Origin of the sequence: Nocardia sp. CA-129566 (genome assembly GCF_050956075.1) — a bacterium.
GTDB lineage: Bacteria > Actinomycetota > Actinomycetes > Mycobacteriales > Mycobacteriaceae > Nocardia.
Map to the genome: position 1 here is coordinate 7,383,781 of NZ_CP192085.1, position 22,941 is coordinate 7,406,721.

Annotated in this window: 20 protein-coding genes; 7 read left to right on the top strand and 13 right to left on the bottom strand. The window is 66.8% G+C overall.

Annotated elements, in window-relative coordinates; all coding sequences use genetic code 11:
• Positions 1 to 4 precede the first annotated feature (4 nt).
• Both ACQP0C_RS32710 and ACQP0C_RS32715 read left to right on the top strand, forming a co-directional pair.
• Positions 5 to 1,537, top strand: a complete 1,533-nt coding sequence (locus ACQP0C_RS32710; protein ID WP_433726288.1) for a flavin-containing monooxygenase — start codon at positions 5 to 7, stop codon at positions 1,535 to 1,537.
• Positions 1,538 to 1,672: 135 nt separating this feature from the next.
• On the top strand, positions 1,673 to 2,443 hold the full coding sequence (locus ACQP0C_RS32715; RefSeq protein ID WP_433726290.1) for a MerR family transcriptional regulator: 771 nt from the start codon (positions 1,673 to 1,675) through the stop codon (positions 2,441 to 2,443).
• A 102-nt stretch (positions 2,444 to 2,545) separates the two neighbouring features.
• Here the strand turns inward: ACQP0C_RS32715 and ACQP0C_RS32720 are convergent, their stop codons facing one another.
• The gene (locus ACQP0C_RS32720) at positions 2,546 to 2,713 is read right to left on the bottom strand and encodes a hypothetical protein (RefSeq protein WP_433726292.1); all 168 of its coding nucleotides are present in this window, start codon (positions 2,711 to 2,713) and stop codon (positions 2,546 to 2,548) included.
• A gap of 196 nt (positions 2,714 to 2,909) precedes the next feature.
• Here ACQP0C_RS32720 and ACQP0C_RS32725 point away from each other — a divergent pair, with 196 nt between their 5' ends.
• Complete coding sequence (locus ACQP0C_RS32725; protein WP_433726294.1) at positions 2,910 to 4,247, top strand: cytochrome P450; 1,338 nt, start codon at positions 2,910 to 2,912, stop codon at positions 4,245 to 4,247.
• A gap of 4 nt (positions 4,248 to 4,251) precedes the next feature.
• Here the strand turns inward: ACQP0C_RS32725 and ACQP0C_RS32730 are convergent, their stop codons facing one another.
• Entirely contained in the window at positions 4,252 to 6,990 is a 2,739-nt protein-coding gene (locus ACQP0C_RS32730; RefSeq protein ID WP_433726296.1) for an ATP-binding protein, read from the bottom strand.
• A 57-nt stretch (positions 6,991 to 7,047) separates the two neighbouring features.
• On the bottom strand, positions 7,048 to 7,332 hold the full coding sequence (locus tag ACQP0C_RS32735; RefSeq protein WP_433726298.1) for a hypothetical protein: 285 nt from the start codon (positions 7,330 to 7,332) through the stop codon (positions 7,048 to 7,050).
• A 279-nt stretch (positions 7,333 to 7,611) separates the two neighbouring features.
• Between ACQP0C_RS32735 and ACQP0C_RS32740 the strand changes: the two genes are divergently transcribed.
• Positions 7,612 to 7,851: a hypothetical protein gene (locus ACQP0C_RS32740; protein ID WP_433726300.1), complete on the top strand. Its 240-nt coding sequence runs from the start codon at positions 7,612 to 7,614 to the stop codon at positions 7,849 to 7,851.
• On the opposite strand, the gene ACQP0C_RS32745 is transcribed toward ACQP0C_RS32740, so the two are convergent.
• The 8 genes from ACQP0C_RS32745 to ACQP0C_RS32780 are packed head-to-tail and all read right to left on the bottom strand — an operon-like array spanning position 7,830 to position 18,828.
• Positions 7,830 to 8,765, bottom strand: a complete 936-nt coding sequence (locus ACQP0C_RS32745; RefSeq protein WP_433726302.1) for a hypothetical protein — start codon at positions 8,763 to 8,765, stop codon at positions 7,830 to 7,832. The genes ACQP0C_RS32740 and ACQP0C_RS32745 overlap by 22 nt on opposite strands.
• Positions 8,762 to 9,394 carry a nitroreductase family protein gene (locus tag ACQP0C_RS32750; protein WP_433726304.1) on the bottom strand — a complete coding sequence of 211 codons (633 nt, stop codon included), beginning with the start codon at positions 9,392 to 9,394 and terminating at the stop codon, positions 8,762 to 8,764. The genes ACQP0C_RS32745 and ACQP0C_RS32750 overlap by 4 nt, the downstream gene beginning before the upstream one ends.
• The gene (locus ACQP0C_RS32755) at positions 9,394 to 10,380 is read right to left on the bottom strand and encodes a ScbA/BarX family gamma-butyrolactone biosynthesis protein (RefSeq protein WP_433726306.1); all 987 of its coding nucleotides are present in this window, start codon (positions 10,378 to 10,380) and stop codon (positions 9,394 to 9,396) included. The genes ACQP0C_RS32750 and ACQP0C_RS32755 overlap by 1 nt, the downstream gene beginning before the upstream one ends.
• Positions 10,377 to 11,309, bottom strand: coding sequence for a nucleoside-diphosphate kinase (locus tag ACQP0C_RS32760; RefSeq protein WP_433726308.1), 933 nt, complete (start codon positions 11,307 to 11,309; stop codon positions 10,377 to 10,379). The genes ACQP0C_RS32755 and ACQP0C_RS32760 overlap by 4 nt, the downstream gene beginning before the upstream one ends.
• Positions 11,306 to 12,397 (bottom strand): SDR family oxidoreductase, encoded by a 1,092-nt coding sequence (locus tag ACQP0C_RS32765; protein WP_433726310.1) that lies wholly within the window; start codon positions 12,395 to 12,397, stop codon positions 11,306 to 11,308. Before ACQP0C_RS32765 ends, ACQP0C_RS32760 begins: the two co-directional genes overlap by 4 nt.
• Positions 12,394 to 12,711 (bottom strand): acyl carrier protein, encoded by a 318-nt coding sequence (locus ACQP0C_RS32770; protein ID WP_433726312.1) that lies wholly within the window; start codon positions 12,709 to 12,711, stop codon positions 12,394 to 12,396. Before ACQP0C_RS32770 ends, ACQP0C_RS32765 begins: the two co-directional genes overlap by 4 nt.
• Positions 12,708 to 16,109, bottom strand: coding sequence for an AMP-binding protein (locus tag ACQP0C_RS32775; RefSeq protein ID WP_433726314.1), 3,402 nt, complete (start codon positions 16,107 to 16,109; stop codon positions 12,708 to 12,710). Before ACQP0C_RS32775 ends, ACQP0C_RS32770 begins: the two co-directional genes overlap by 4 nt.
• Positions 16,099 to 18,828: a phosphoenolpyruvate synthase gene (locus tag ACQP0C_RS32780; RefSeq protein ID WP_433726316.1), complete on the bottom strand. Its 2,730-nt coding sequence runs from the start codon at positions 18,826 to 18,828 to the stop codon at positions 16,099 to 16,101. Before ACQP0C_RS32780 ends, ACQP0C_RS32775 begins: the two co-directional genes overlap by 11 nt.
• Before the next feature lie 253 nt (positions 18,829 to 19,081).
• On the opposite strand from ACQP0C_RS32780, the gene ACQP0C_RS32785 reads away from it, so the two are divergent.
• The 3 genes from ACQP0C_RS32785 (at position 19,082) to ACQP0C_RS32795 (ending at position 21,833) form a co-directional block, all read left to right on the top strand.
• The gene (locus ACQP0C_RS32785; RefSeq protein ID WP_433726318.1) at positions 19,082 to 19,795 is read left to right on the top strand and encodes an ESX secretion-associated protein EspG; all 714 of its coding nucleotides are present in this window, start codon (positions 19,082 to 19,084) and stop codon (positions 19,793 to 19,795) included.
• 84 nt (positions 19,796 to 19,879) lie between these two features.
• Positions 19,880 to 20,254 carry a hypothetical protein gene (locus ACQP0C_RS32790; protein ID WP_433726320.1) on the top strand — a complete coding sequence of 125 codons (375 nt, stop codon included), beginning with the start codon at positions 19,880 to 19,882 and terminating at the stop codon, positions 20,252 to 20,254.
• A 316-nt stretch (positions 20,255 to 20,570) separates the two neighbouring features.
• Complete coding sequence (locus ACQP0C_RS32795; RefSeq protein WP_433726322.1) at positions 20,571 to 21,833, top strand: hypothetical protein; 1,263 nt, start codon at positions 20,571 to 20,573, stop codon at positions 21,831 to 21,833.
• Between the two features lie 644 nt (positions 21,834 to 22,477).
• On the opposite strand, the gene ACQP0C_RS32800 is transcribed toward ACQP0C_RS32795, so the two are convergent.
• Positions 22,478 to 22,714, bottom strand: coding sequence for a hypothetical protein (locus ACQP0C_RS32800; RefSeq protein ID WP_433726324.1), 237 nt, complete (start codon positions 22,712 to 22,714; stop codon positions 22,478 to 22,480).
• Positions 22,711 to 22,902 (bottom strand): hypothetical protein, encoded by a 192-nt coding sequence (locus ACQP0C_RS32805; protein ID WP_433726326.1) that lies wholly within the window; start codon positions 22,900 to 22,902, stop codon positions 22,711 to 22,713. The genes ACQP0C_RS32800 and ACQP0C_RS32805 overlap by 4 nt, the downstream gene beginning before the upstream one ends.
• Positions 22,903 to 22,941 lie beyond the last annotated feature (39 nt).

Here is a 22,941-nt window from a genome sequence, read left to right on the forward strand (position 1 = left end):
ACAGATGGATACCGCATCGCGCAGCGATTCGATGAGGGGTGGGCGGACATTGGACGTCGCCATAATCGGCGGCGGGTTCGCCGGTATCGGTGCCGCGATTCGACTGAAGCAAAAGGGAATCGGCGACTTCGCGATCTTCGAACGGGGCACCGCGATCGGCGGGACCTGGCGCGACAACACCTATCCCGGTGCGGCGTGCGATATTCCGTCGCGGCTGTACTCCTACAGTTTCGCGCCGAACCCGAACTGGTCGCACACCTATTCCGGCAGCAGTGAAATCCTCGGCTATATCGAATCGATGGCCGCCCAGTTCGGACTGCACAAGCATTTTCGCTTCGGCCACAATGTCACCGGACTCGCCTTCGACCAGGACGCCGGGGTCTGGGATATCACGATCGAAGGCCGAGCCGAGACCGTTCGCGCGCGGGCCGTGGTGCTGGCCTCGGGACCGCTCGCCAATGCCGGTCTGCCGAATATTGCGGGTATCGAGGACTACCGGGGACACAAGATCCACAGTGCCCGTTGGGATCACGACTACGACTTCACCGGCAAGAAGGTCGCGGTCATCGGCACCGGAGCCAGTGCGGTGCAGATCATTCCGGAACTGGTCGAGCGGGCGGCCTCGGTCAAGGTGTTCCAGCGGACGCCGGGATGGGTGCTGCCCCGGATCAATCGGCGCACCACACCGCTGACCAAACAGCTCTACCGCCGGGTGCCCGCCGCCGCATCGCTATCGCGCCTGGCCTGGTTCTACGGGCACGAATCGGTGGCGCTCGGCGTCGTCTGGAATACCCCGCTGACCCGGGTGGTCGAACTCGTCGGGCGGGCCCAATTGCGCAGGCAGGTCAGCGATCCATGGTTGCGCCGCCAGCTCACCCCCGACTTCCGCGCCGGATGTAAACGGCTGCTGATGACCGACGACTACTATCCGGCGCTGCAACGCGATAACTGCAAGCTGATCACCTGGCCGATCGCCCGTATCGCCGAAGACGGCATCCGCACCGCGGAAGGTGTCGAGCACCGGGCCGATTGCATCGTCTTCGCCACCGGATTCGATGTCTCCAAGACGGGCTCGCCCATTCCGGTCGTCGGCCGGGACGGGCGGGTGCTCGCCGAGGAATGGCGGCGCGGCGCCTATGCCTATAAGAGCATCGCGGTATCCGGGTATCCGAATCTGTTCCTCACCTTCGGGCCGAACTCGGGGCCGGGACACAATTCGGCGCTGGTGTACATGGAGGCCCAGATCGACTATCTGGTCCGCGCGATCGGCATCATCCTCGACCGGAATCTGCGCATGCTCGAGGTGCGCCGGGACCAGCAGGACCGCTACAACGCCGCGATCCAGCGGCGGCTGGGCAGCACCACCTGGAACTCCGGCTGCCGCAGCTGGTATCTCACCGAGGACGGGTTCAACGCGACCATGTATCCGGGTTTCGCCACCCAGTACGTCGGTCAGCTGCGGACGGTCGACCTCGACGACTACCACGTCGTGCCGGTCAGCGCGCGTACGAAGCCGCGGATCGCCGCGGTTTCCTGAGCGCCGAGCGGGTGGTTGTTTCGAGCGATCTGCAAGCAATCGCCAGCGGCGGTCGAACGTTAGACTCGGTCGGTTCGAAGACCGTGTCCAGGCCGCCGGTGCAGCGCGGCGCAGTCGCTATGGGAGGTGATATCGGTGCCGGAGTACCGGATCGATGATCTCGCCCGCGCCGCGGGCACCACGACCCGAAATGTGCGCGCCTACCAGGAACGCGGGCTGCTGCCACCGCCGGTCGGCAAGGACGGGCGTGCCAGCATCTACGACGATTCGCATCTGGAGCGGCTGCGGCTCATCGACGCGCTGTTGCAGCGTGGCTTCACCACCGCCCACATCGCCGATTTCATCACCAGCTGGGAGACCGGCAAAGACCTCACCGAGGTGCTCGGCCTACAGCACGCGGTGACCGCCCCCTGGGCCAAGGATGAAACCTTCGAGGTCCCCCGCGAACTCATCGGCACCATCCTCGGCACCGATACCGATGAACTCGTCGACCGGCTCGCGGAGATGAAACTGGTGCGGATCGACGGCGATACCGTCGCCTTCACCGATACCGCACTGCTCACCTCCTTCGCCGAATTGCACGAATACGGCCTGGAACTGCGCACGCTCATCGAGATCTACGCCAAGGTGGCCGAGCACATCGATGACATCACCCACATCATGATCACGGCCGCCAAACAGCACATCGTCGACGAACACGGACCCGGCTGGCTTCCGGAGACCAGCAGCGAAATCGCCGACACCACCACGATGCTCAACAAAATGCGCGAACTGGCCGTGGCCTCGGTGCATGCCACCCTGGCCCGGTCCCTCGATGTCACGCTGCGGCGCGAGTTGGGCGATTACCTCGCCACCGCCGCGGAGCGCGAGCGTGGGCGCACCGGCTCATTGCCCGACGCGCCCTGACCGCCAGCGAAATTCGCTGGGCCGCATGGGGGGATGGCAGCCGACGAAGTCGGCGCGGTGGGTGCGCGCTTGCCGCGATCGCGGGCGGTAGGTTTGGAGTGCTCACGCCGCCGATTGCCGGAAGTCGGTGCGGCCGAGCGTTTCGGCCCGACAGGCCCGGTGCTCCGCGCACAGATAGGCGAATTCGGTCCGGATGAATGCCGGGTCCAGTCGCTGTGCGAACGTCAAGTTTTCGCGACGCCAGCAGTCGCCGCATACCACTGTGTTCATGTGGCACCTCATTCCGCTCACGGGACGTGTGAGCAGGAGTTCCCAATTCCGGCGGAATCAACGCCAGGTGAGCCCATGGCAACACAACCGTTACTTCGGGCCCGGGCCCGGCGCGTGTCCGCGGCACATCGGACATCCTGGGTAACTACGGTGGTGCGCATGCATGGTGCCATCGCCCTCGGGACCTGATCACCGCATGCGGCAACCAGGTCCGAACGTGCCGACCGCCCCGGGCCGGATACCGCTGCTCGGCCACAGTGTGGTCGTGCTGCGCCATGGACTGGACTTCGTCATGTCGCTGGCCGAGATCGGACCCATCGTGCGGATCTATCTCGGGCCGCGACCGGCCTACGTGCTCACCAGCGTCGATCTGATCCGCGAGGTGAGCCTCGGCGAGGCGGGTGAATTCCACCGCGAGGAACTGCGCGAGGCGATTCAGGACGCTGTTCGGGACGCGTCCAATGTGCTCAGCGGTAAGCCGCACGAACTGCGGCGCCGAATGATCGCCCCCGCCCTGCGGCAACCTCGCATCAACGCATACGCCGTCGTCGCGGCCGATCTCGCGAATTCGTGGGCCGCGGCATTGCCGGCTCGGCAGCGGCTGAATCTGATGGACGAGGCGCATCGCCTGGTGCTGGACATCATCTCCACCACATTGTTCACCGCCGAATTCGGTGCGAACGCGAAACGTGAAGTCCAGCAGAACATTCCGTGGCTGCTGGGGCAAGTGGTGCGGCGCGCCGCCCTGCCTCGGCCGATCCGCCGCCTGCGCCTGTTCGCCAACCGCCGATTCGCCCGCAAATCCGCTCGCCTGCGCGCCGAGATCGGTCGCGTTGTCGCCGAATACCGCCGCGCCGACCGCGATTTCCATGATGTGCTCTCGGCCCTGGTCCGCCATACCGATCCGGAGACGGGGACGCGCCTGTCCGATGCGGAGATCGTCGACGAGCTGATCCTCATGCTCGCCGCCGGTGTCGGATCCACCGCCTCGATCCTCGGCTGGGTCTGGCACGAGATCATGCGGAATCCGGAGATCGCCGCCGAACTCCGTCGCGAACTCGACGATTTCGTCGGGACCGGCCCGGTCCAGCCCGCACACGTCGCCGCCCTGCCGTATCTACACCAGGTGATCCTCGAAGCGCTGCGCTTCTGGGGCCCGTGGGTCAGCACCCAGACCGCCGGCGGCCAGGTCACCATCGGCGGCACCACCCTCCCCGACAGCTCGCTGATCGTGTTCAGCCCCTACCTGATCCATCACGACAAGCACTACTATCCGGCCCCGGAGAAGTTCGATCCGGACCGCTGGTTTCCGAGCCGCATCGAGGAGATCGACAAGAAGGCGATCCTCCCGTTCGGCGTCGGTGCCCGCCACTGCCCCGGCAGTAGCTTCGCCCTGATGACCATCACCCTCGCCACCGCGGCCCTCTTCTCCCGCTGGGAGCCCACCCCGGACCCCGCCTACCGGGTGAAACCCGCCAACCACGATTTCGTCGCGGCCCCATCGCGGCTCCCGGCGGTCCTGAGCCCCCGCTGACCGGTCAAGGCTCGCGGTTCTTGCTCACCCAGGCCGCGATCTGGCTGCGGTTGGTGAATCCCAGCTTGGTCAGGATGTGTTGGACGTGATTCTGCGCGGTGCGTTCGGAAAGCACCAGGACGGTGGCGATTTCGCGGTTGCTCTTACCAGCGGCGATGAGGGCGGCGACCTCGCGTTCCCGTGGTGAGAGCGCCCGACGGTCCAGCGGTGTCGCGGCGAGGGCGCGCAGGCGGTCCACCCACGGGCGCATACCGTAGGACTCCGCCAGTGCCAGTGCGGATTTGGCCATGCTCACGCCGTCCTCGGTGGCACCCCGCCGAATCAACAGGTCGGCCAGTTCGCAATCGGCCTCCACGGCGAAGCAGCGGGCGCCGACCTCGCGACAGACCTTTCGCGCGTTGCCGAGATACGCCTCGGCGCTGGACAAGTCGCCGCGGGCGGCCACGAATTTGCCGAGCCACAGGGTGACCGGGCCGAAGTAGTGTCCGTTACCGCTGCCGGCGACCACGTGGCCGTCGCGATACGGGCCGAGGCGCTCGGCGAAGTAGCGGATATCGTCGTCCAGGCCGAGGGCCAGCGCGACGGCCCCGCCGACCACCAGCGCATTGAGCAGGAAGTACGGCGGGATCACCCATTCCTCCGGCGGACCGAGGCTGCGGTACAGCGGTTCGGCCTCGGCGGCGCGACCGCTTTCGACGAGGGGAAACGCGGTGCCGAGTCGAGCGAAGATCTCGTTGCGGACTTCACTGCGGGTGGATACGGGCGGCAGTTCGAAGCTGAGGTCGAGGTGGCCGCGATGGTGACCGATATTGGCCACCAGTGCCCGGTGCGTGCCAAAGCCCGCCGGATGGTCGATCGATTCCGCCACTTCGCGTGCTTGCCCACCGAGCCGCAGCGCATCGTCCAGATCGCCGTGTCCCTGCGCCAGGGCCGCTTCGGCCACCAGCAGGTGCCAGCGCGCCATCGGGCCACCGGTATGTCGCACACACCAGCGCAAACGGGACAGCTCGCTGCCGATCGCCGCGAGTTCACCACGCTCCCACTGGGAATCGATCGTCCACAGCCTGCCCCACAGCTCGATCGATGGGTTGCGCATGCCGATTCCAGCGGCGGTCATGCGGGCGGCGAGTTCCTTTCGCTCGTCGCGGTATTCCGGTGCGGCACAGGCGAGTTGTCGGGCGCGCAAGGCGGCGACAACGGCATCGCGATCGCCGCACGCGTCGGCGAGTTCCAGTGCCGCCCGGCTCGTCTCGTCGACATGGTCGAGTAGACCGAGATAGACCGAGGCCTCCGTCGCCCGCGCCAGCAGCCGAACCCGCAGCAGATCCGCGAGATCTTCGAATTCCAGTGCGTCCGTGCACCATTCCCGGATATCGCGGTCCCAGGCGCGATTGCCGACCGGCTCGAGCACCAGCGCGCACTCGGCGATCAGGACGGCATCGCCGATCCGGCGGCCAATGGTCAGTGCGGCAACACAATCCGCGTGGGCCGTTGCCAAATCTCCCGCGCGCAAACTCGCCGTCGCCCGCGCCAACAGCAATCTGCCGCGATCGGCAGCGGCCGATCCCGCAGCATGATCGAGTGCCAGCCCGTAGAGCCGGACGGCCTCCTCGAAGGCCAACTCCCGCAGTGCCGCATCGCCCGCGCGACGGGCCCAGTGCACGGCGCGACCGTGTTCGCCGGTCACCGCCGCACTCGCCCAGTGTCGGGCCAACGCCGCCGAATAGTGTTCCAGCGCATCGGGATACAGTTCCTCGATGGCCTGCGCCGCCCTGGTGTGCAACAGCACCCGCTGCTGCAGCGACAAGCTTTCCTGCAATGCGGTCCGCACCAGGGCGTGCCCGAATCGCACCGCGCCCGGTGCCGCGCCGATTACCAATAGTCCCGCCTCGGCGGCCTCATCCATCGAGGCCAAACAGTCCAATGCGGGCCTGCCGATCAATCTCGATGCCACCGCGATCGGAAACTCCTCGCCGAGAATCGAAGACGCTCGCAGCAACTCCTGTGTCCGCGCCGCGAGCGGCACCAGCCGACCGCGCACCACCTCCCGGAGAGTGTCCGGTAACCGCAGCGCACCGGTCTCCTGCAGGGATCGTCCGAGTTCACGCAGGTAGAAGGGGTTGCCGCCGGTCATGGTGTAGGCGTCGAAGGCAATCTGGTCCGGGACCACCCGGCCGGCCTGGGCCCGCAGACACATGGCCGAACTCCGCTGCGACAGACCGGTCAGGCCGAGCGTCCTGGTCACCGGCTCGCGCAGCAGATCCGGTTTGATCGCCCGCCAGCCGGTCGCGGCATCGGATACCGCATCACGTTCGGTGGCGCACACCAGGATTCGCTTACCCCGCAGGTTTCGAATCAGATGCAGCAGCGCCTGCAGCGACGGTTCGTCGGCCCAATGAATGTCATCGATGACGAACAGAGCCGCCGTGCCGTCGAGCCGATCAGCGAAGCGTTCGAACAGCGCGGCGCGTTCGACCGGTACGGCATCGACGGCCGGTAGATCGTCGAGCGCCTGCCGCCACAGCCAGAACGGGGGTGCGTCGGGCAGTTCGAGAGCCCGGGTCCAGAGCGTGCCCACACCCCTCGCCTGCGCGCGCTGGGCCAATTCGGACATCAAACGGGTCTTGCCGATTCCCGCCTCGCCGGAACACAGGATCAACTGCGGTTCCCCATTCACCGCGGCGTCGAGCCAGCGCAGCAGATCGGCGAGTTCGTCTCCCCGCCCGATCAGTTCGGTCGACACGCGCCACCTCCGAGAGGTTGACATTACTCGCGCGGTGGTGCGGATGAGGTCGCCCGATCAGACCTCCCCATCGGAGATCACATCGCCTTCGAAGGCGTGCACGCTCGAATCCGGACCGGGGCGAACTCCGGCGCGTTCGAATGCCGGAAACAGTCGTTCCGCCGCGTACCGGTCGGCGGCGGCCGCCGACTCCCAGACATCGACGATGTGCAATGCGCCATCGGACACCCCGATGATATGCAGCAATTGCCCCGCGATCGGCTGATCCCCGAGTTCGGCGACAACCGCTTGATACTCCGGCAATCCCACACCGGGTGTGCGCGTGATGTTGATGTACGGCATGGTGCCTCCTACCAAGAATCCACCACCGACTGTGGTGGTGGCTGCGAGACTACGAATGAACCAGTAGGTCCGACGTCCGCCGAACTACTCATTCCAGCTACTCATCCGTCCCGGGCGGCCGCACTACGGGGGCCGACCCGCAGCGGCTCGCCGAAGTCGCTCGGAGCCTGCGATGCACCGAGACCGTATCGACACTGGACCGGTCGATCGGGTTCGCGAGCGCAGGTGGCCGTCGCAAAGCTTGGTGCGGCTGTTCGTCGCATCTCGTTCGGTGCGACGATGAACAAGGCCACGCCGACGCGCGCAGTCGCGCTCATCGCCCAATTCGATCGGAAGCCCGCGACGACCGGCGATATGGTGCTCGCGAAGTACGTCGGCGGCACTTACACGTCGGAGTCGGAGGGTTCGGTCCTGGTCAGCGTCGGCATCGGTCTCGGGTCAGGCGTGCCTGCCGATCGGCTGACGGATGCGGCCGAAATCAGCTGCGGGAATCGCACTTACGTCAGTGTGAACGCCTGAACTACGAGCACGATGTACGCCGTCAGGATGAACAGGACCGCCGGGAGCACCGGATAGTCCGGCCGCGTGCCGCGCACGAACTTCAGTGCGCCCCAAATCGGAAGCAGTAAGAGCGCCACGGGAATCCAGGCGACAACCGCCTGAGCCGATGGATACGTCCACGGTTGGACGAGGACGATATCGGTGAGCACGGCGACGGCGGCGCACAGCAGTCCGAAGGCGGTGCTGCCGATCGGGCCGAGGGTGTTGGAGTAGTAGTTCTCGTCGGGACGGGGCGTTCGAGAAATCTTGCGGGCGAATTCGAATTGCAGGAACGCGCCCGCGAAGATCAGCGCGACGGCGGCGGTCTTCCCGGTGGCGCGGACTGTTCCGGTATCGGCGGCGGAGAGGATGACGTAGGCGGTGACGAGAAGTTGGACCGGGTAGGTAACGGCCAGGTTCACCAGGATGTCGGTTCGGATGGTGACCGACAGCCGCTCGAGACCCCACAGGACCAGACCGTAGGCGAGCACGGCGGCGATCATGAGCGCCGAGATCGCCGACAGGGTGATGCTGGCGGTTATCGCGCCGATGGCGATGGCGGTCATGGCGGCACGGAGTTCGGTGGCGGTGACCGCGCCGGTCACGAGGGGACGATCCGGGTTGTGGACGCGGTCGTAGTCGAGGTCCTTCTGTTCGTCGACCATACGCAGGTACAGCAGGACGAAGGCGACCACGAGGATCCGCAATACCGTGGACCCGGTCGGCCGCCACGGCGAATCCGGTTGCGACACCAGGGCCGCGGTGCCCTCCAGTGCCAGCACCCACAGCACGCCGTAGAGCACGTAGTGCGGCTTGTACATCACCGCCGTGAAGCGACCGATGCGAACGACCGAGTCCAGGAGACCGGGCGAGGACGCGACGCGATCGCTCATCGGTCACTCCACCGGTCCCACATGGTCACCTCCGCGGCCGGAGTGCGCCGCAGGCCGGGGCCCCGGGTACCGGGCAGCAGATGCGCGACCGGCAGCATCGCGACCTGGGTGACCTGGTCGAACGGAATCCCGAGCAGATCGGCGATCTCGCGCTCGTAGGCCAGATGCGCGGTCGTCATGGTGGACCCGAGTCCACGTTCGTGCAGGGCGAGCATGAAATTCCACACCGCCGGGTAGATGGAGCCGTAAAAGCTGGCGAGCAGCAGCGCAGACGCGTTCGCGGGCGGACGCCCCAGTGAGCAGACGATGACCAGCGCGGGCACCTCGTGCAGATGCGCGGCGAGGTGCTGGCCGGAGGCCAGATCGCCGAGCTGGTCGGGGCGGGGTGTGCGTGCGGAAAGATAAGCGGCGAAACCCTTTCGGTAGTAATCGCCGATCTGCTGCTTGAGCGCCGGATCCTCAACCACGAGGAACCGCCACGGCTGACGGTTGGTGCCGCTGGGGGCGTGCACCGCGATATCGAGGCAGTCCAGCAGATCCTGGCGCGCGACCGGTCGGGTCGGATCGAGGCGGCGGCGGAAGGCGCGAGTGGTGGTCAGCAGGTCGGTGCCCTTGAAGTCCTCGCCCATCAGAGTCCTTCGGTATCGGCCTCGGAAACCAGTGTGTCCTCGGCGAATTCGAGATCGATCTCGGCGGCGACGGCATCGGCCTGGTGGATCTCGCAGTGGATCACGATAGTGCCCGCACCCTGATCGGTGATCTCGGCGGTGCATTCGGCGGGGAGGTCCAATTCGACGAATCGGTCGAAAGCGCTTGCTACACACTCGAGTTGGGGCAGATCGCGCACGATCATCGACAGCGCGGTCTGACGGCAGGCCTCGATGAGCAGGCTGCCGGGCACATGGTCGAGCTGGTGGTCGAAGAGGAAGGGGTGGCCGAGGTCGGGCACCAGCGTCGCCCGCGCGACCGCGCCGGTGCGCACCGGCGGACTGATCACCACATTGCGCCAGTTCTCCCGGCCCACCGCGGCCGGTGTGGCCCGTTCGGTGAGGGCCGAGGCACCGCGAAACGGTCCGAGCCCCAGGCTTTCCCGGAATCCACTGCGCAGCGCCGACCACTGCCGTGGGGTCACCCAGGAAAAGGATCCGTCGACCGTCAGCATCGGCTCGCCATCGGCTTCGATGTCGAGCACCATATCGAGACCCTGCAGCACGCCACCGCGCTGGTGACGTTGCGGAACGGGCACCCGCATGACCAGATCCGCTGGCGCGGTGCCGACCTCCCAGGCCGCGGTGTCGGAGCGGGTGCCGTTGAAAGTGCGCACCACGAAGCCCATTTCGGGCGGCACCCCATAGAACTTGTGCGTCAATGCGATCGCGGCCTGTCGCGCCGCCTCCATGACCACCAGTGGATCGTGGCGCACTGCGAGCGATCCGACGTGGTCGCCGTAATAGGCGTGCATTCTGGGTAGTTGGGCCCCGACGACGAAGGTGTGTTCCCCAACGGTGTCCAGCGAGGTGACGAACACCTCCGAGACCGCGCACCGGTGCGCGAGTTCCCGGGAGATCGTGCGGATATGGCTTGCCGTCTGTACGGCGGCCGCTTCTGTGGTCACGGTCGACCCTCCAACCATTCCTCGGCCGACACCGGCCGTAACATCTGCGGCTCGGTGCCGGTCCGCATGGGAAGTACATAGGATCCGAGCACGATCGCCGACCATGGATCCAGATCGCGGCCATCGGCCCAGGCCTGATACAGCAGCTGTGCGCAATCCGCATCCGAGGTCGGATCGAAGTCGGGTGGGACCGTCCGGCCGTCCCGTTCGAGATCGCGCAGCACCCGGTCGAGCGCGTCCGCCCGCTCGAAGCTGCGCGCCGGTGTGCCCGCGTAGAGGTCCTGCGCGATCGCGGTCGCGTCCGCCGCGCGGTCCTGGCCCGCGCACGCCTGCGCGATCACCCCGGCTCGGCTCCACTCGTCCAGGTAGATGGCGAGTTCCCGCAGCACATCGGCGGGATCGTCGGGTGAATGCACCAGATTCAGCAGATAGTTGTGGCGGCCGAGCAGATACCGCAGCTCGCCCGGACGGCGCTTGCGGGGATCGGTGGCACCCTTCGCCTCGGTGAGCCGCACCGGAACCGGCAATGCGCCGTCGGCTCCGTGCACCACGAGCACCAGCACATCCGACATGCCGACCAGCAGATCGGCGAGACGGCGGCGTTCGGGTGAGGCGATATTCCAGGCGAAGTACCACAGCGCGCGGGCCAGATGCCGGTCCACCGGTATGCGGCATGCCGCGACGACGCGAAATCCGTTGTCGGCCAGCCAGTTCAGTGTCGGCTCGACAGAACGGGCGACGATCGCGTCCGGCTTGAGCAGCAGCAGCGAATGCTCCCTGGCGAATTTGGCCGCGTCAACGCCGAGCCGGTCGAGCTGGTCGACCGATTCCTGGACGTAGGTGTCGGCGACATAGGCCACGACCTTCTCCGGCGACGGCGTCAGCGTGCTCAGCAGCTGGCGCAGCGGCTCGGGCGTAGTGGCACTCATTGCGCGGCTCCGTCGAAGTCGTTGCTGGCCAAGATATCCTCGATCGAAGGCAGCGGTATTCCCAGATATCCGGATTCCAGGCAATGGTCCAACAGCAGCCGCAGATACTCCTTACCCGTCGCTGGGGACAACTGGCCGAGCAGCACGTCGGCGTGGGTAGTGTCGAAGACCAGCCGCCGCCGGAAGTAGCTGGTGTACAGCGAGCCGATACGGCGGTAGTACTCCCGCTCGATCGGCTCGAGGTCGTCCTCGGAGAAGGTCGCCTCCGGTACGAAGGTGGCGACCTCGAACGACGGGTATTCGGCGAGCACATCGGACACCTCGCGCAGCGACAGGGTGTCGCGGCCGACGGCGTGCAGTGTGCGGTTGCACGCGGAGTCGAAATCCAGCACCGCAGCGGCGATCACATCGGCGACATGATCGACCGGCGCCAGCGACAGCGTCGCGTCGTAGCGGCCGGGTAGCGAACGGAGCTTGCCCTCGACCATGAGTTTCACCACGGTGTAGAGGTTCTTGTACTCCCGGATCACGCCGGTATCGCCGGCTCCGGTCACAATGCCAGGGCGCACGATCACCCACTGCAGGCCCTGCGCACCCGCCGCCCGAACCAGCTGCTCGGCGCGAAACTTGCTGTCCTCGTAGCCGTTTCCGAAGCTCTGGCCCGCATCGAGGTCATCCTCGGAAATACTGCCGCCGCGCATACCGCAGACGTAGGCGGTGCTCACGTGCACCAGCGGCACATCCCACTGGCGGGCGAGCGCGATCGCATTCGCGGTGCCGCGCACATTGAGGTCCTCGTAATCCGCCGCCGATGCGTCGAATGCCGTTGTCGCCGCGCAGTGCACGATGATGCCGACCCGCTCGGCCAGATCCGCGGCAACACCTTCGGCCAGGCCGAATCCGGGCACCCGGACATCACCCGCGACCGCCGTCCCGGCCTCGATGAGGGTGCCGTCATTGCGCACAATGGTCGAATTGCTGTGCAGCACAGCGGCAACGGGCCGACTCGCGGCCGCCAGCCGTGCCACCACCTCCGCGCCGACCAGACCCGCCGCGCCGGTGACCAGAACGGTATCGCCGAGGCTCACCCGTTCACCTCGCCGACCTTCTCGGCCGCCGCCAAGGTGCCGGACACCAGGGCGATCACCGCATCGACCCGGCGGACGCCGACCAGTTCCTCCGGCCGGTAGCGCGGTAGCGCGAATGCTCGCTCCAGCACGACCGTGAGCTCCATCAGACGCAGCGAATCGAAGCCGAGGTCCTCCACGAGGCGGTGCTCGTCGGCCAGCTCGGCCGGTGGTTCGGGGGCCATGGCCAGGACGAGTCTGCGCACCTTATCGGCCGGTCCGTCCGTCACTCGGGTATCACCGCCGATCGAATCGCTGCGCGATGCTGCCGTCATGCGGACTCTCCTTCCCGGAGATGGGGTTGTTGGCCACCGGAGGTCAGCAGATCGCGGGCCTCGTCGAGCGGCAGGTCGGTGTTCAGGTAGCCAGCGATGCGCAGCCAGTCGTAACCGATCGCCAGGGTGCGCCGCCATTGCTCACGCGAATCGAAGGAGGCCGGGAAGCGCGTTGTCGCATCGGAACCCGCGGCCACCGATCGAACCAGCGTGACGAAATCATCGAGCATCGCCAGTCCGGCAATGGTATCGCCGCCGGTGCCGATGATCTCCGAGAAACGCACCTGCCGCGCCGATTCCAGCTGTGCCAGCAGCTCGTCGTGGCGCACGGCGTGCACCGGCAACAGCCGCCGCACCGTGGACACGGGCGCGACATCGGCGGGCAGCGGGTGAATCCCGAATGCGGACAACAGGACACGCACCGCCATTGCGATCAGCCGATGGGCGGCGATATCGGCGACCGCCCCCTGAGAGTTCTTGACCGCACCCGCCAGATCCTCCCTGGCGTTCTCCAGGACGATATTGGACCACACCAGATTCAGCGCACATTCGGTGAATCTGATCGCGGGCAGCGGCGATAGCGTCGCTATCACATCATCGCGAGCCGCGCCGGTCAGGCCGAGCGCCGGCGCGGCCGAACTCGGCACCGGCGTATACGGCTTGACCGACTTGCACATGGCCAGCGCCGGTTCGACGAGTTCGCCACCGCGCCACTGCAATCCGACCAGACCGAGCCTGAGGAATTCGATGAGGTCCGCGGCGATATCGTGCTCGGCACGGGCCAGGACATCGCGCAGCGAGTGCCGGAACACCACCGAGCGCCAAGCGCGGGCGGCGGAGTCCGAGAGCGCGAACACGTCGCGGTCGTCACGGATCACATGTACCCGAGCGCCGATCGTCCAGGTTGTCACCCGCGGTGCTCGTGCGAACAGGAGCTGATGCGGATCGTCGGCGACCTCGGATACGCCGAGCGCGGCGGCCAGCTCCCAAACCTGTTCCCACACAACATGTTCAGCAGGGGTGCTGAGCTCGCGGTAGCGATCGATCAGCTCGTGGTCGCCGATGCGGTCGAGTTGATGCGGCAGCCACTTGGTCTCCAGATAGCTTTCGCCCCGGCGGGCCGCCCAGCCCTTCATGGCCTGCAGCAGTCCGTCACGCGCCCACTCCCCGGCCTCGTCCTCGGCTCGCAATGCCCGCAATGCGACCGCGTAGCGCAGTGCCTGCGTTGCGCGCCGGGTCCACCAGTCCGCGATCAGCGTGGTGAAGTTCGAATGCGGCAGCAGCGCACGCAGTTCCGCGATATCGGGCGTGCCGGACTCGACCAGGCTCGCGCGCAGGAAGCGCTGACACCGGTTGAGCAGATCCTCGTCGAGCCGGTCCGGATCACCCGCCTGCGTCAACTGATCGCGCAGCTGCGCCTCGGACCTGGTCCGCACTTCCACACGGCGACCGTCGATGAACAACACCGTCGGCAGTGTCGGCAGGTCTTCATCACCCGGTGCGACGACCAGGAAGTCGACATCGGATCCGGCATTGCCGAATCCCTCGGCCAGCGAGCCTTCGAACAGAACGGCCGAATCACGCGGCACCGCAACACTTTCCAGCGCACGATCGAGCAGCTGGCGCACCCGCTCGGCGGGCAGGGCAGGCTCAGGCCCGGCCTCATCGATATCGGCCAGCTCCGCGCGCGGTTTCGATTCCGCGGCACCGTCGACCGCGTGCACCACCGCACCCGCCAACGCGCCGTCGACGAACAGCTGCCACATGTGCCGACGGCGTGGCTTGCCACTGGACGTGCGTCGAATGATCCCCCGCGGTCCGGTCACGATGGTCACCGTCTGCGCGGGCCCGAGTTCACCGCGAATGATCCTGCGCGCCTCGGTGATCCAGTCACCGGGTGCCGATTCGGCGAACAATGCGATGCCCTGGGCACCGGCCTCGGTGATCGCGACGGCCGCGAGTTTGCCCTTGGTGATCCCGGCTTCCTGAGCGACCCGGGATTCGATGTCCTCCATGAACACCGACCGGCCGCGCACCTTCAGGCTCGACCCCATCCGGCCGAGTACGAAGACCTCACCGTTGTGCAGGAATCCGGCATCACTGGTGAACAGCACGCTTTCGACGATCCGCGTGGACGAGCCACCGGTCGGTGCACCGGAGTAACCCAGTGCGACCGAATCACCGACCACGATCATCTCGCCGAGGGTGCCGTCCGGTAGCTCCCGGCCGTCTTCATCCACCACCCGCACCGTCGATTCGGGCGTCGAATACCCGAGTCCGGTGATCCAGCCCGACCCCTCGACGCGGTGGGTATCGTCCAGCAACTCTTCGGCCAGAATCGTAATCGGTTCGCCGAAGCGCAGATTCGCATTGTCCAGCCGCAGTGCGGTGATCGGCCGGTTGCGCGCGGAGGAGGTGACCATCAGCGTCGCCTCGGCCAAACCGTAGGCGAGGGTGTAGGCGTTGGTCGAAAAGCCCTGGCCGCGGGTGAGATTCGCGAACGACTGGAGATCGGCCACCTCGACCGGTTCGGACCCGACGGCCAGCGTGCGCCATCCGGACAGATCCAGGTCCGCGATCTCCTCCGGCGCTACCCGATGCGCCACATAACCGAGCGCGAAGGACGGCGACGGCGTGTGCTGGGCCTGCGTCATGGCACGCAGCCAGCGCGCGGGATCACGGACGAACTGGTCCGGGCGCATCAGATACAGATCGCCCTGATTGGTCACGGTGGTGAGGAATGCGCCGACCAGACCCATATCGTGATAGAGCGGCAGCCAGGAGACCATGGTCTCGCCGGGCCGCCAGTCGATCAGCGCGGAGATCATCGCGATGTTGTTGGCCAGGTTGTGCCAGCTGACCCGCACCCCGCGCGGCGTACCGGTGGATCCGGAGGTGAATTGCAGCAGCGCGCATTCGTCCGGCTGCCCGAATTCACGGACCTCGGGCGCCGGACCCAGTTTCGCGGCATCGATCACCAGCGGCTCATCGGTGCGGCCCGCCGCGATCGCGGCTCTGCGCACCAACTCCTCGAATTCGGTCGAGGTCACCACCAGTCGCGGCCGGGCCTGCTCCAGAATGGCCGCGATATGGGCGATGATCTGGTCGAGGTCGCCGAACATCGGCGGCGCGACCGGCGTGAACACCCCGCCGCACGCCCACACGGCGTAGAACGCTGCGGCACAGGGAAATCCGGTCGGCATGATCACACACGCACCGTCACCGCTGCCCATACCGTGCGCGCGCATGCTCGCCGCGATCGACCAGGTCAGCTCGGCGAGATCGGCGTAGCTGCGGTAGTCCCAGCCGTCGGACTCATCGGCCAGATGGATTCCGGTGTCCCGCGCCGGATTTGCGAGCCAATTGCGAACTGCGGCAACGTTTTCGTCAGGTATCATTCCGCAGATCTCCTTCGGACAGCACAGTCACTGTTCCGTTTGTACCATCGACCCGAATTCGCATACCGGGCCGTATCTTTTTGGTCAGATCCTTGACCTGAACCACCGTCGGCACGCCCAGTTCCCGCGCCACGATCGCGACATGGGTCAGGGGGCTGCCGCGCTCGATGACCAGCGCCGATGCCGAAGGCAGGGCGGCCACCCAGCCGGGATCGGTGCGGTATGCCACCAGAATGCCCCCCGCGACATCGCGCGGCTCGTCGACGACCACCGCATTGCCCTCGACCAGCCCGGATGCCGATGGCGTACCGGGCAGCACGGTGCCGACGGTCGCGGCCGGCGTATCGGCGACCGGCACCCAGCCCTGGCGCGCGAGTTCGGCGCGCCCGAAGGTCGCGCCGGTGGTGACGAAGCGTGCCGGAGCCACCAACTCGGCATCCCTGGCGCGCTGGGCTTTCCGTGCGGCGACCAGCTCACGCAGACCGGCGGTATCGGCGCCCTCGTAGCAGCCGCGCAACTCCTGGACGGTCAGCGAGAAGACGTCGCCGAATTCATCGATGACGTCGCGGGCGACCAGATCTCGGCCCATCACCCGGATCATCCGCTTGACCATGCCGAAGGCCCTGGTGCGACAGAACCGCAGCCGCTCGCGATGGGCGGCGCAGCGATTCACCTTGCCGCGCAGGCGTTCATAGATCCGACGCCGCAAGCCGTGCAGATTGGCATCGAGGTATTCATCGGCCTCGGCGCCGCGGCTGTGCTGCGCGGCCTCGCCGACGCGCCCGATCGCACTGCGCAACATGACGAACAGGCTCGCGGGATCCTCACGCAGATCCGGTGTTTCGAGTTTGAGCTCGTCCAGGCTGCGATAGCCGTAGCGGTCGATGTAGTCCTCGACCCGGCCGCGCAGTTCGGCGTGATCACCCAGCGCATCGTAAATCTGTTCCGGCGGTGTCGTATTGATCAGCGACACCAGCTCGGGATCGGTGCGGACGAACTGTGCCAGCTCGGTCATGGCGCGGGCCGGTTCGGCGGATTCGACATCCGCGCCGGGGCCGACCACGGCGTAGAGGAACCATTCCGGCGCCTTCGGCAGCAGCAGCTTGGTCAGCAGATACATCAGACCGGTGCAGGTCAGCAGGATGGCGTCGAGGACCATCAGTGGGCCCCAGCGTTCGACCAGGTCGCGGTCGACCTTGCGATAGGCCGCGTAGGCCTGCTCACCGGTCAGCGTCGAATAGTCGAGGGCGTCGTATTCGTCGTAGACGCGGTAGAACTCGGCCATGAAGCGCTCGACCATATCGTCGATGCCGAACAGCCGCCGCACATAGGTGACCGTGGTGACGGCGCGCGAACGCAGTCGAGCCGACGGGGTGCGGAAGGTGTACGGGCGCAGGGTCTTCGCGATCTCGTCGGGCAGCGGTTCATCGACGCCGAGGGCCGCCTCGAGCACCTTTCGGTTCAGCGGATATCCGGGCGCGATGCCGACCATCCGGTACCAGTGCAGCAGGTTGTAGTAGACCCGGCCGTGAAAGTAGCCGAGCAGCACCGGAGTCCAGCGATCGGTCTGGCGCAGTTGTTCGGCGGGCACTCGCAGCGATTTCGCGTAGCCGTGATATACGCGGCCGTAGATATCGGCGGCCGTCGTATAGGTCAGCGGCGAGGTTATGCCGCTGAAGCTCTCGATGATGTTGGAGTTGTCCCAGATTCGCTGATCATCGTCGGCGACGACCTCACCTGCGCCGCGCAGCACCGCGCCGCGCACCACACCCGCGCCGACCGCAGTGGTGATCGGCCGCGACTGCAGCAACCAGAGCCCGTCGCCATCGATGGCCCACTCGACGTCCTGTGGCGCACCGATATCGGCCTCCAGCTTGCGCCCCCACTCCACCAGCTCGGCCAGTTCGGCATCGCCGAGCACGGCGCGCTCGCGCTGCTGCTGCTCGACCTCCAGCACCGCGTAGCCCTGCTCCCCGACCGGTGCGTAGGTCCGATCCTTGTCCCCCACAGTCGTTTCCAGCACCGTGCCCGAGGATTTGTCGACCACCACCGAGTCGGCGTCCACCGCGCCGGACACCAGCCCCTCACCGAGGCCGTACACCGCGCTGACCACCAATTCGTCGCTGGCGCCGGTGATCGGGTTCGCGGTGAACATCACGCCGCTGGCGCGCGCGGCGATAAGGCGTTGCAGGACAACGGCTATGGTCGCGGCACGCGGCTGCCCATGTGCGAAGGCGTAGCGGATCGATCTGTCCGAGAACGCCGAAGCCCAGCAGTCACGCACGCGGTCCGCGACCGCGTCGGCACCGTTGACGTTGAGGAACGAATCGAACTGGCCCGCATAGGAGTGACCGGTGCCGTCCTCGACGAGTGCCGAGGACCGCACCGCGATCGCGCTCGCGCCGAGGCGGTCGTAGGCGTCGCCGATCAACTCGAGGACCGTCGGCGGCAGCGGTGCGGCGACGATCGCGGCGCGCAATTGCGCACCGGCGGCCAGCGTCGGCACCAAGTCATCCGATGATGTGATCTCCATCACAAGTGCTGCCAAATCGGCGTCCGTATCGGTTTCGACAAGGAACCGGTTGAAGACGTCGGTGCCGAGCACCGCCCAGTCCGGGACGCGAAAGCCACCATTGTGCAAGGTGTACAAGCCACGCGCTTTACCCCCGGCCAGCGCGGCAAATGTCGCTGGGTCGGTCCACGGTCCAAGAACCTGCAAGTCATCACTCCCATCACCCCCGTTCACCGCACCGGAGCAGGCGCTCCGGCACAACAAGGCAGAGCGAACCGAAGGGGCTGTTTGGATATATCCGAGATTTCAATCTCACGTTAGCCCGCAATCCTGTGGTACTGCTTCCCAAAAGACGGTGGTTCGAACCCCTCGAGCCGCCGCTAAGCTGATCCCTCGAGCGACCTGCACGCGGTCGCTGGCGGGCGGCATGACGTTCGTGGGTTGTGAGGAGTGATTCGGCGTGAGTTGGACCTTCACCCCGGACGAGTTCGCCCATATCTGGCGCGAAACCGAATTGGATCGTCACCCATATCCGCTGCGGATCCTGGAGACACCGCGCAACGAGACCGAGGCCGAGAAGTTGCGCGCCCAGCTGAACGAGCGGCTGCCACCGCGCAGCGATCCCGACCTCTCGGCGTGTCTGCGGATCATGGCGAACCCACAGACCCGGATCGTGGCGATCGGCGGCGGACATGGTCCGGGCACCGAGATCCGGTTGCTGGCCTGCGCGATCTACGACCGTGCCGTACTCGCGGTCCAGGAGCCCGGCCCCGGTGCGGATTTCGGTGGGCGCGTACGTCTTTCGATCGGTCTCAGTGCCAAGCTCGGCGCTCGGATCGCGGCGCTGCTGCCCGCGGTCCCGGCCGGTCACGAACCGCCGCGGGCCGCCGCGGCCGAGGCGATCCGCGACGAGGAGGTCGTTGTCGTCGCGCAGCGTTCGGTGCCATCGATCCGGCGGCTGCTGCTGAAGCCGCATACCGCCGAGGGGCATATCCGGATCGAGGGTCGACTGGACCATCCGACCCCACAGCCGCCGGTCCACTACACCTGGATCGACGTCAAGGGCGACGGGCGCTATCTGATCAAGGCGGGCGATACGGTGCACATCGTGCCCGCCTCGGCCGAACAGCTCGCGACCCAGCTGCAGAAACGCATTCCCGCACAGGCCCGATAAACCGTCACCGACCGGAACAATTGCAACCGGACGCATAGCCAACGGTTAGTCTGAGCGGGACCGACCGATCCCCGGGGGGTGCGCATGACGATCGAGAGCAGCCGAGCCGATATTGCCCGCTTCAAACAGGAGGCACAGGCGGGCACCGTCAAATTCGATCCGGACGCGGCGCGGCGTCGCGCCGAAATGTACGACCACCAGGCCGATCGGCTCATCTATCTGCGACAGCGCCTCGAAACGGCCGGTGAGCTGGCCGGATTCGGCGGATTCATCTCCGCACAGCAGTTGCAGGCCGGATTCGCACACAAGGCCCGCGACGCCGCCACCCTGCTCGACCACTACATCGAGGCCGCCTACCGAATGAAAGAGGCGTTCCTGATCAGCGGTGGACTGTTCGAGGAGGCCGACGCCGCGAACGCCGCAGCGCTGCGGGCGATCGAATCGCGGGTGCCGCGATGAATGTCGCATCGCCCAACGATTCCGTGGGAGTCGACCGCCGGGAATACCGCACCGCGTTTCCGTGGAGGGTGGGTCAGATGGCGGGGAATACCGCACCGCGTAGCGATTCCATCGGCGGTAACGCTCAGACGACCGCGAATACCGCACCGCGTAGCGATTCCATCGGCGGTAACGCTCGGACGACCGCGAATACCGCACCACCCAACGATTCCATCGGAGGTGGGGTCAGATGACGGGGAATAGCGCATCGCGTAGCGATTCCGTCGGGGGTGGCGGTCGGGCGAGGGGTGGGAATGATCCCGATTACATCAGCTCGATGGAGCACTTCGAGTCGATGAAGCACGAGGAGATCTACGCCAAGACCCAGCAGATCGATGCGGCCCAGATCCTCAATGCCTCGGTCACCTGGCTGGAAGTCGCTGGGACGCTTGCCAGTTCGTTCCCGCTGACCCGGACCAGCTCGGATCGGGTGATGAATTCGATGGCCTGGGAGGGCGCTGCGGCCGAGGCCGCCTATGCCAGCGCCCGCAGCTACGCCGATTCGGTCGATGAACTCGCCGCCATCATGGGCCAGGTCGGCGCCCGTCTCGGCGCCGTGGCCGCGGCCGCCGAGGCCGTGAAGATAGCCGTTGTGCCACCGGGCAATTCGGGTCCGATCGGCACCATCGCGCGCCTGCTCGAGGCCGCCAATGTGATCAATGCGCAGATGGCGGACGAGGCACTGCGCCAAGAGGCCGTCCTCGCCATGAACATGATCTACAAACCGGCCTACCAAATGGCGGGCACCGCAATCCCAGCCCTCCCCGTACCCCCCGCCCTCCCCGGCACACCGGGCTCGGCACCAACGGCACCCCGGCACTCACAGCAGCCATACACCGATCCCAGCGATCAAGCACCACAGCCAACCCAGCCCGGCGTGCAGGTCCCCGAACCGACACCGTCGACACCAGAATCCCGACCGCCACACCCCACCCCGGCACCAACCACCCCGGCGCCCACCCCCTCTACGCCGGAATCCGAAGCACCACAGCCGACTCCGGCGCCCAGTACCCCGGCGCCAACCACACCGACACCGCAATCCCAAGCACCACAACCCACCCCGCCACCAACCACTCCTCACCCCACCCCGGACCCACAGCCGACACCACCCACCCCGCAAACCCAAGCACCACAGCCCACTCCTTCCCCGACGCCCCCCCACCCAGCTCCGTCCCCCGAGCCGACACCACCCCCCGCACCGCAAACCTCAACGCCAGAACCAACACCCCAGCAGGCCCCACCACCCCCTCCGCAGCCGAGCCCGGAACCAACACCACCACCGACAACCCAGCACACGCCGCCCCCAACACCCGAACAACCAACCCCCGCACCACCAACCCAGCAGGCACCCCCACCGACACCGGCACCGCAAGCGCCAGCACCCCCGGTCCCCGGCCCAACCGCCCCAACCCCACCGCTCCCCGACCCAGGCGGCCAACCCGGCATCACCGGCCCCATCCCCGAAGACTCCGGCCAGTCCCAACCCCCATCCACCACCAACCAGCCCGGCGTAATCCCAACCCCCGACGGCACCCGCTGACCCGAGCCGCGCGGCCGTCGAACCGGCGTGCGCCGGAAACCCCACCCACACAGCGGGCGTCGACGACTCCGGCCAGTCCCAACCCCCATCCACCACCAACCAGCCCGGCGTAATCCCAACCCCCGACGGCACCCGCTGACCCGAGCCGGGCAGCCGTCGAACCGGCGTGCGCCGGAAACCCCACCCACACAGCGGGCGTCGACGACTCCTCGGAGTTCTAACACGAACGCGACCAAGCCGGTTGCGATGGCCAGGGCATGCTCGACCTGCCCTCCACCGTCCAACAGTGCAGTGTCATCCAAGCCCCGACCGCAACCCGCTGATCTCAGCGCCCACCGATCCCGAGGCGGACCGGGCACCAATCGACGTGCGCGGCCACCCCGCCCGACGACGGCGACGACGACGCCCGCCGCGGGGGACGAGCAGGAACCCGACCAAAGCCGATCGCCGTGGCTAGGGCGTGCTCGCGTGAACCTCCAGCCCTCCAGCAGGACGGCGTCACACCACCCCCAACGGCACCCACCGCCGCTAGCCCGATACCGATACCGAGGCCAACCGGTCGGCCGCCGAATTGGTATGCGCGGGAACCCCACCCGATGCATCGGGTGTCGACGCTTGCCACGAGGCGCTAGGCAGAGATCCGACTAGGCGACTATGTCGCGGTCTCCGGCATCCTCGGCTACGACCACGCCAAGATCAAGGAGGCCTACGGGCTGAAAAAGGCCGCCACCGAGACCAAACTGGAAAATTCGGGCCAAAAGGACAAGGTCGCCCTCGAGCGTGCGGGCCGTGAGGCGGGCCGCGCATCGATCGTGCAGACCGTGCGCAACTTGGTCGGCGTCCCCATCGACCGCTTCGCCGAGATCTCGCTCGTCGATCACGATGGCCGGGTGTATCCGACCTGCTCCTCCAAGCCCTCCAGCAGCGCGGCGTCCTCGGCGTTCACGCCAGCGAAGACATCGGGCACGGTGGTCGATGCCGGACCGGCCACATCCGCACGGATCTGCAGATTGTCCTGTATCCCCGCATAGTTGGCGGCCGGAACCCCGGCTACAGCATCCGACCGCACAGCTGACGCCTCAACAAGTGCTTCAGACGCCGAGCAGGC

Bases quoted from the DNA above. Each gene is read 5' to 3' on its own strand.
- ACQP0C_RS32710 (WP_433726288.1), top strand. From the start codon at position 5: ATGGATACCGCATCGCGCAGCGATTCGATGAGGGGTGGGCGGACATTG.
- ACQP0C_RS32790 (WP_433726320.1), top strand. From the start codon at position 19,880: ATGACGATCGAGAGCAGCCGAGCCGATATTGCCCGCTTCAAACAGGAG.
- ACQP0C_RS32720 (WP_433726292.1), bottom strand. From the start codon at position 2,713: ATGAACACAGTGGTATGCGGCGACTGCTGGCGTCGCGAAAACTTGACG.
- ACQP0C_RS32770 (WP_433726312.1), bottom strand. From the start codon at position 12,711: ATGACGGCAGCATCGCGCAGCGATTCGATCGGCGGTGATACCCGAGTG.
- ACQP0C_RS32760 (WP_433726308.1), bottom strand. From the start codon at position 11,309: ATGAGTGCCACTACGCCCGAGCCGCTGCGCCAGCTGCTGAGCACGCTG.
- ACQP0C_RS32740 (WP_433726300.1), top strand. From the start codon at position 7,612: ATGAACAAGGCCACGCCGACGCGCGCAGTCGCGCTCATCGCCCAATTC.
- ACQP0C_RS32775 (WP_433726314.1), bottom strand. From the start codon at position 16,109: ATGATACCTGACGAAAACGTTGCCGCAGTTCGCAATTGGCTCGCAAAT.
- ACQP0C_RS32750 (WP_433726304.1), bottom strand. From the start codon at position 9,394: ATGGGCGAGGACTTCAAGGGCACCGACCTGCTGACCACCACTCGCGCC.
- ACQP0C_RS32725 (WP_433726294.1), top strand. From the start codon at position 2,910: ATGCGGCAACCAGGTCCGAACGTGCCGACCGCCCCGGGCCGGATACCG.
- ACQP0C_RS32735 (WP_433726298.1), bottom strand. From the start codon at position 7,332: ATGCCGTACATCAACATCACGCGCACACCCGGTGTGGGATTGCCGGAG.
- ACQP0C_RS32795 (WP_433726322.1), top strand. From the start codon at position 20,571: ATGGAGCACTTCGAGTCGATGAAGCACGAGGAGATCTACGCCAAGACC.
- ACQP0C_RS32745 (WP_433726302.1), bottom strand. From the start codon at position 8,765: ATGAGCGATCGCGTCGCGTCCTCGCCCGGTCTCCTGGACTCGGTCGTT.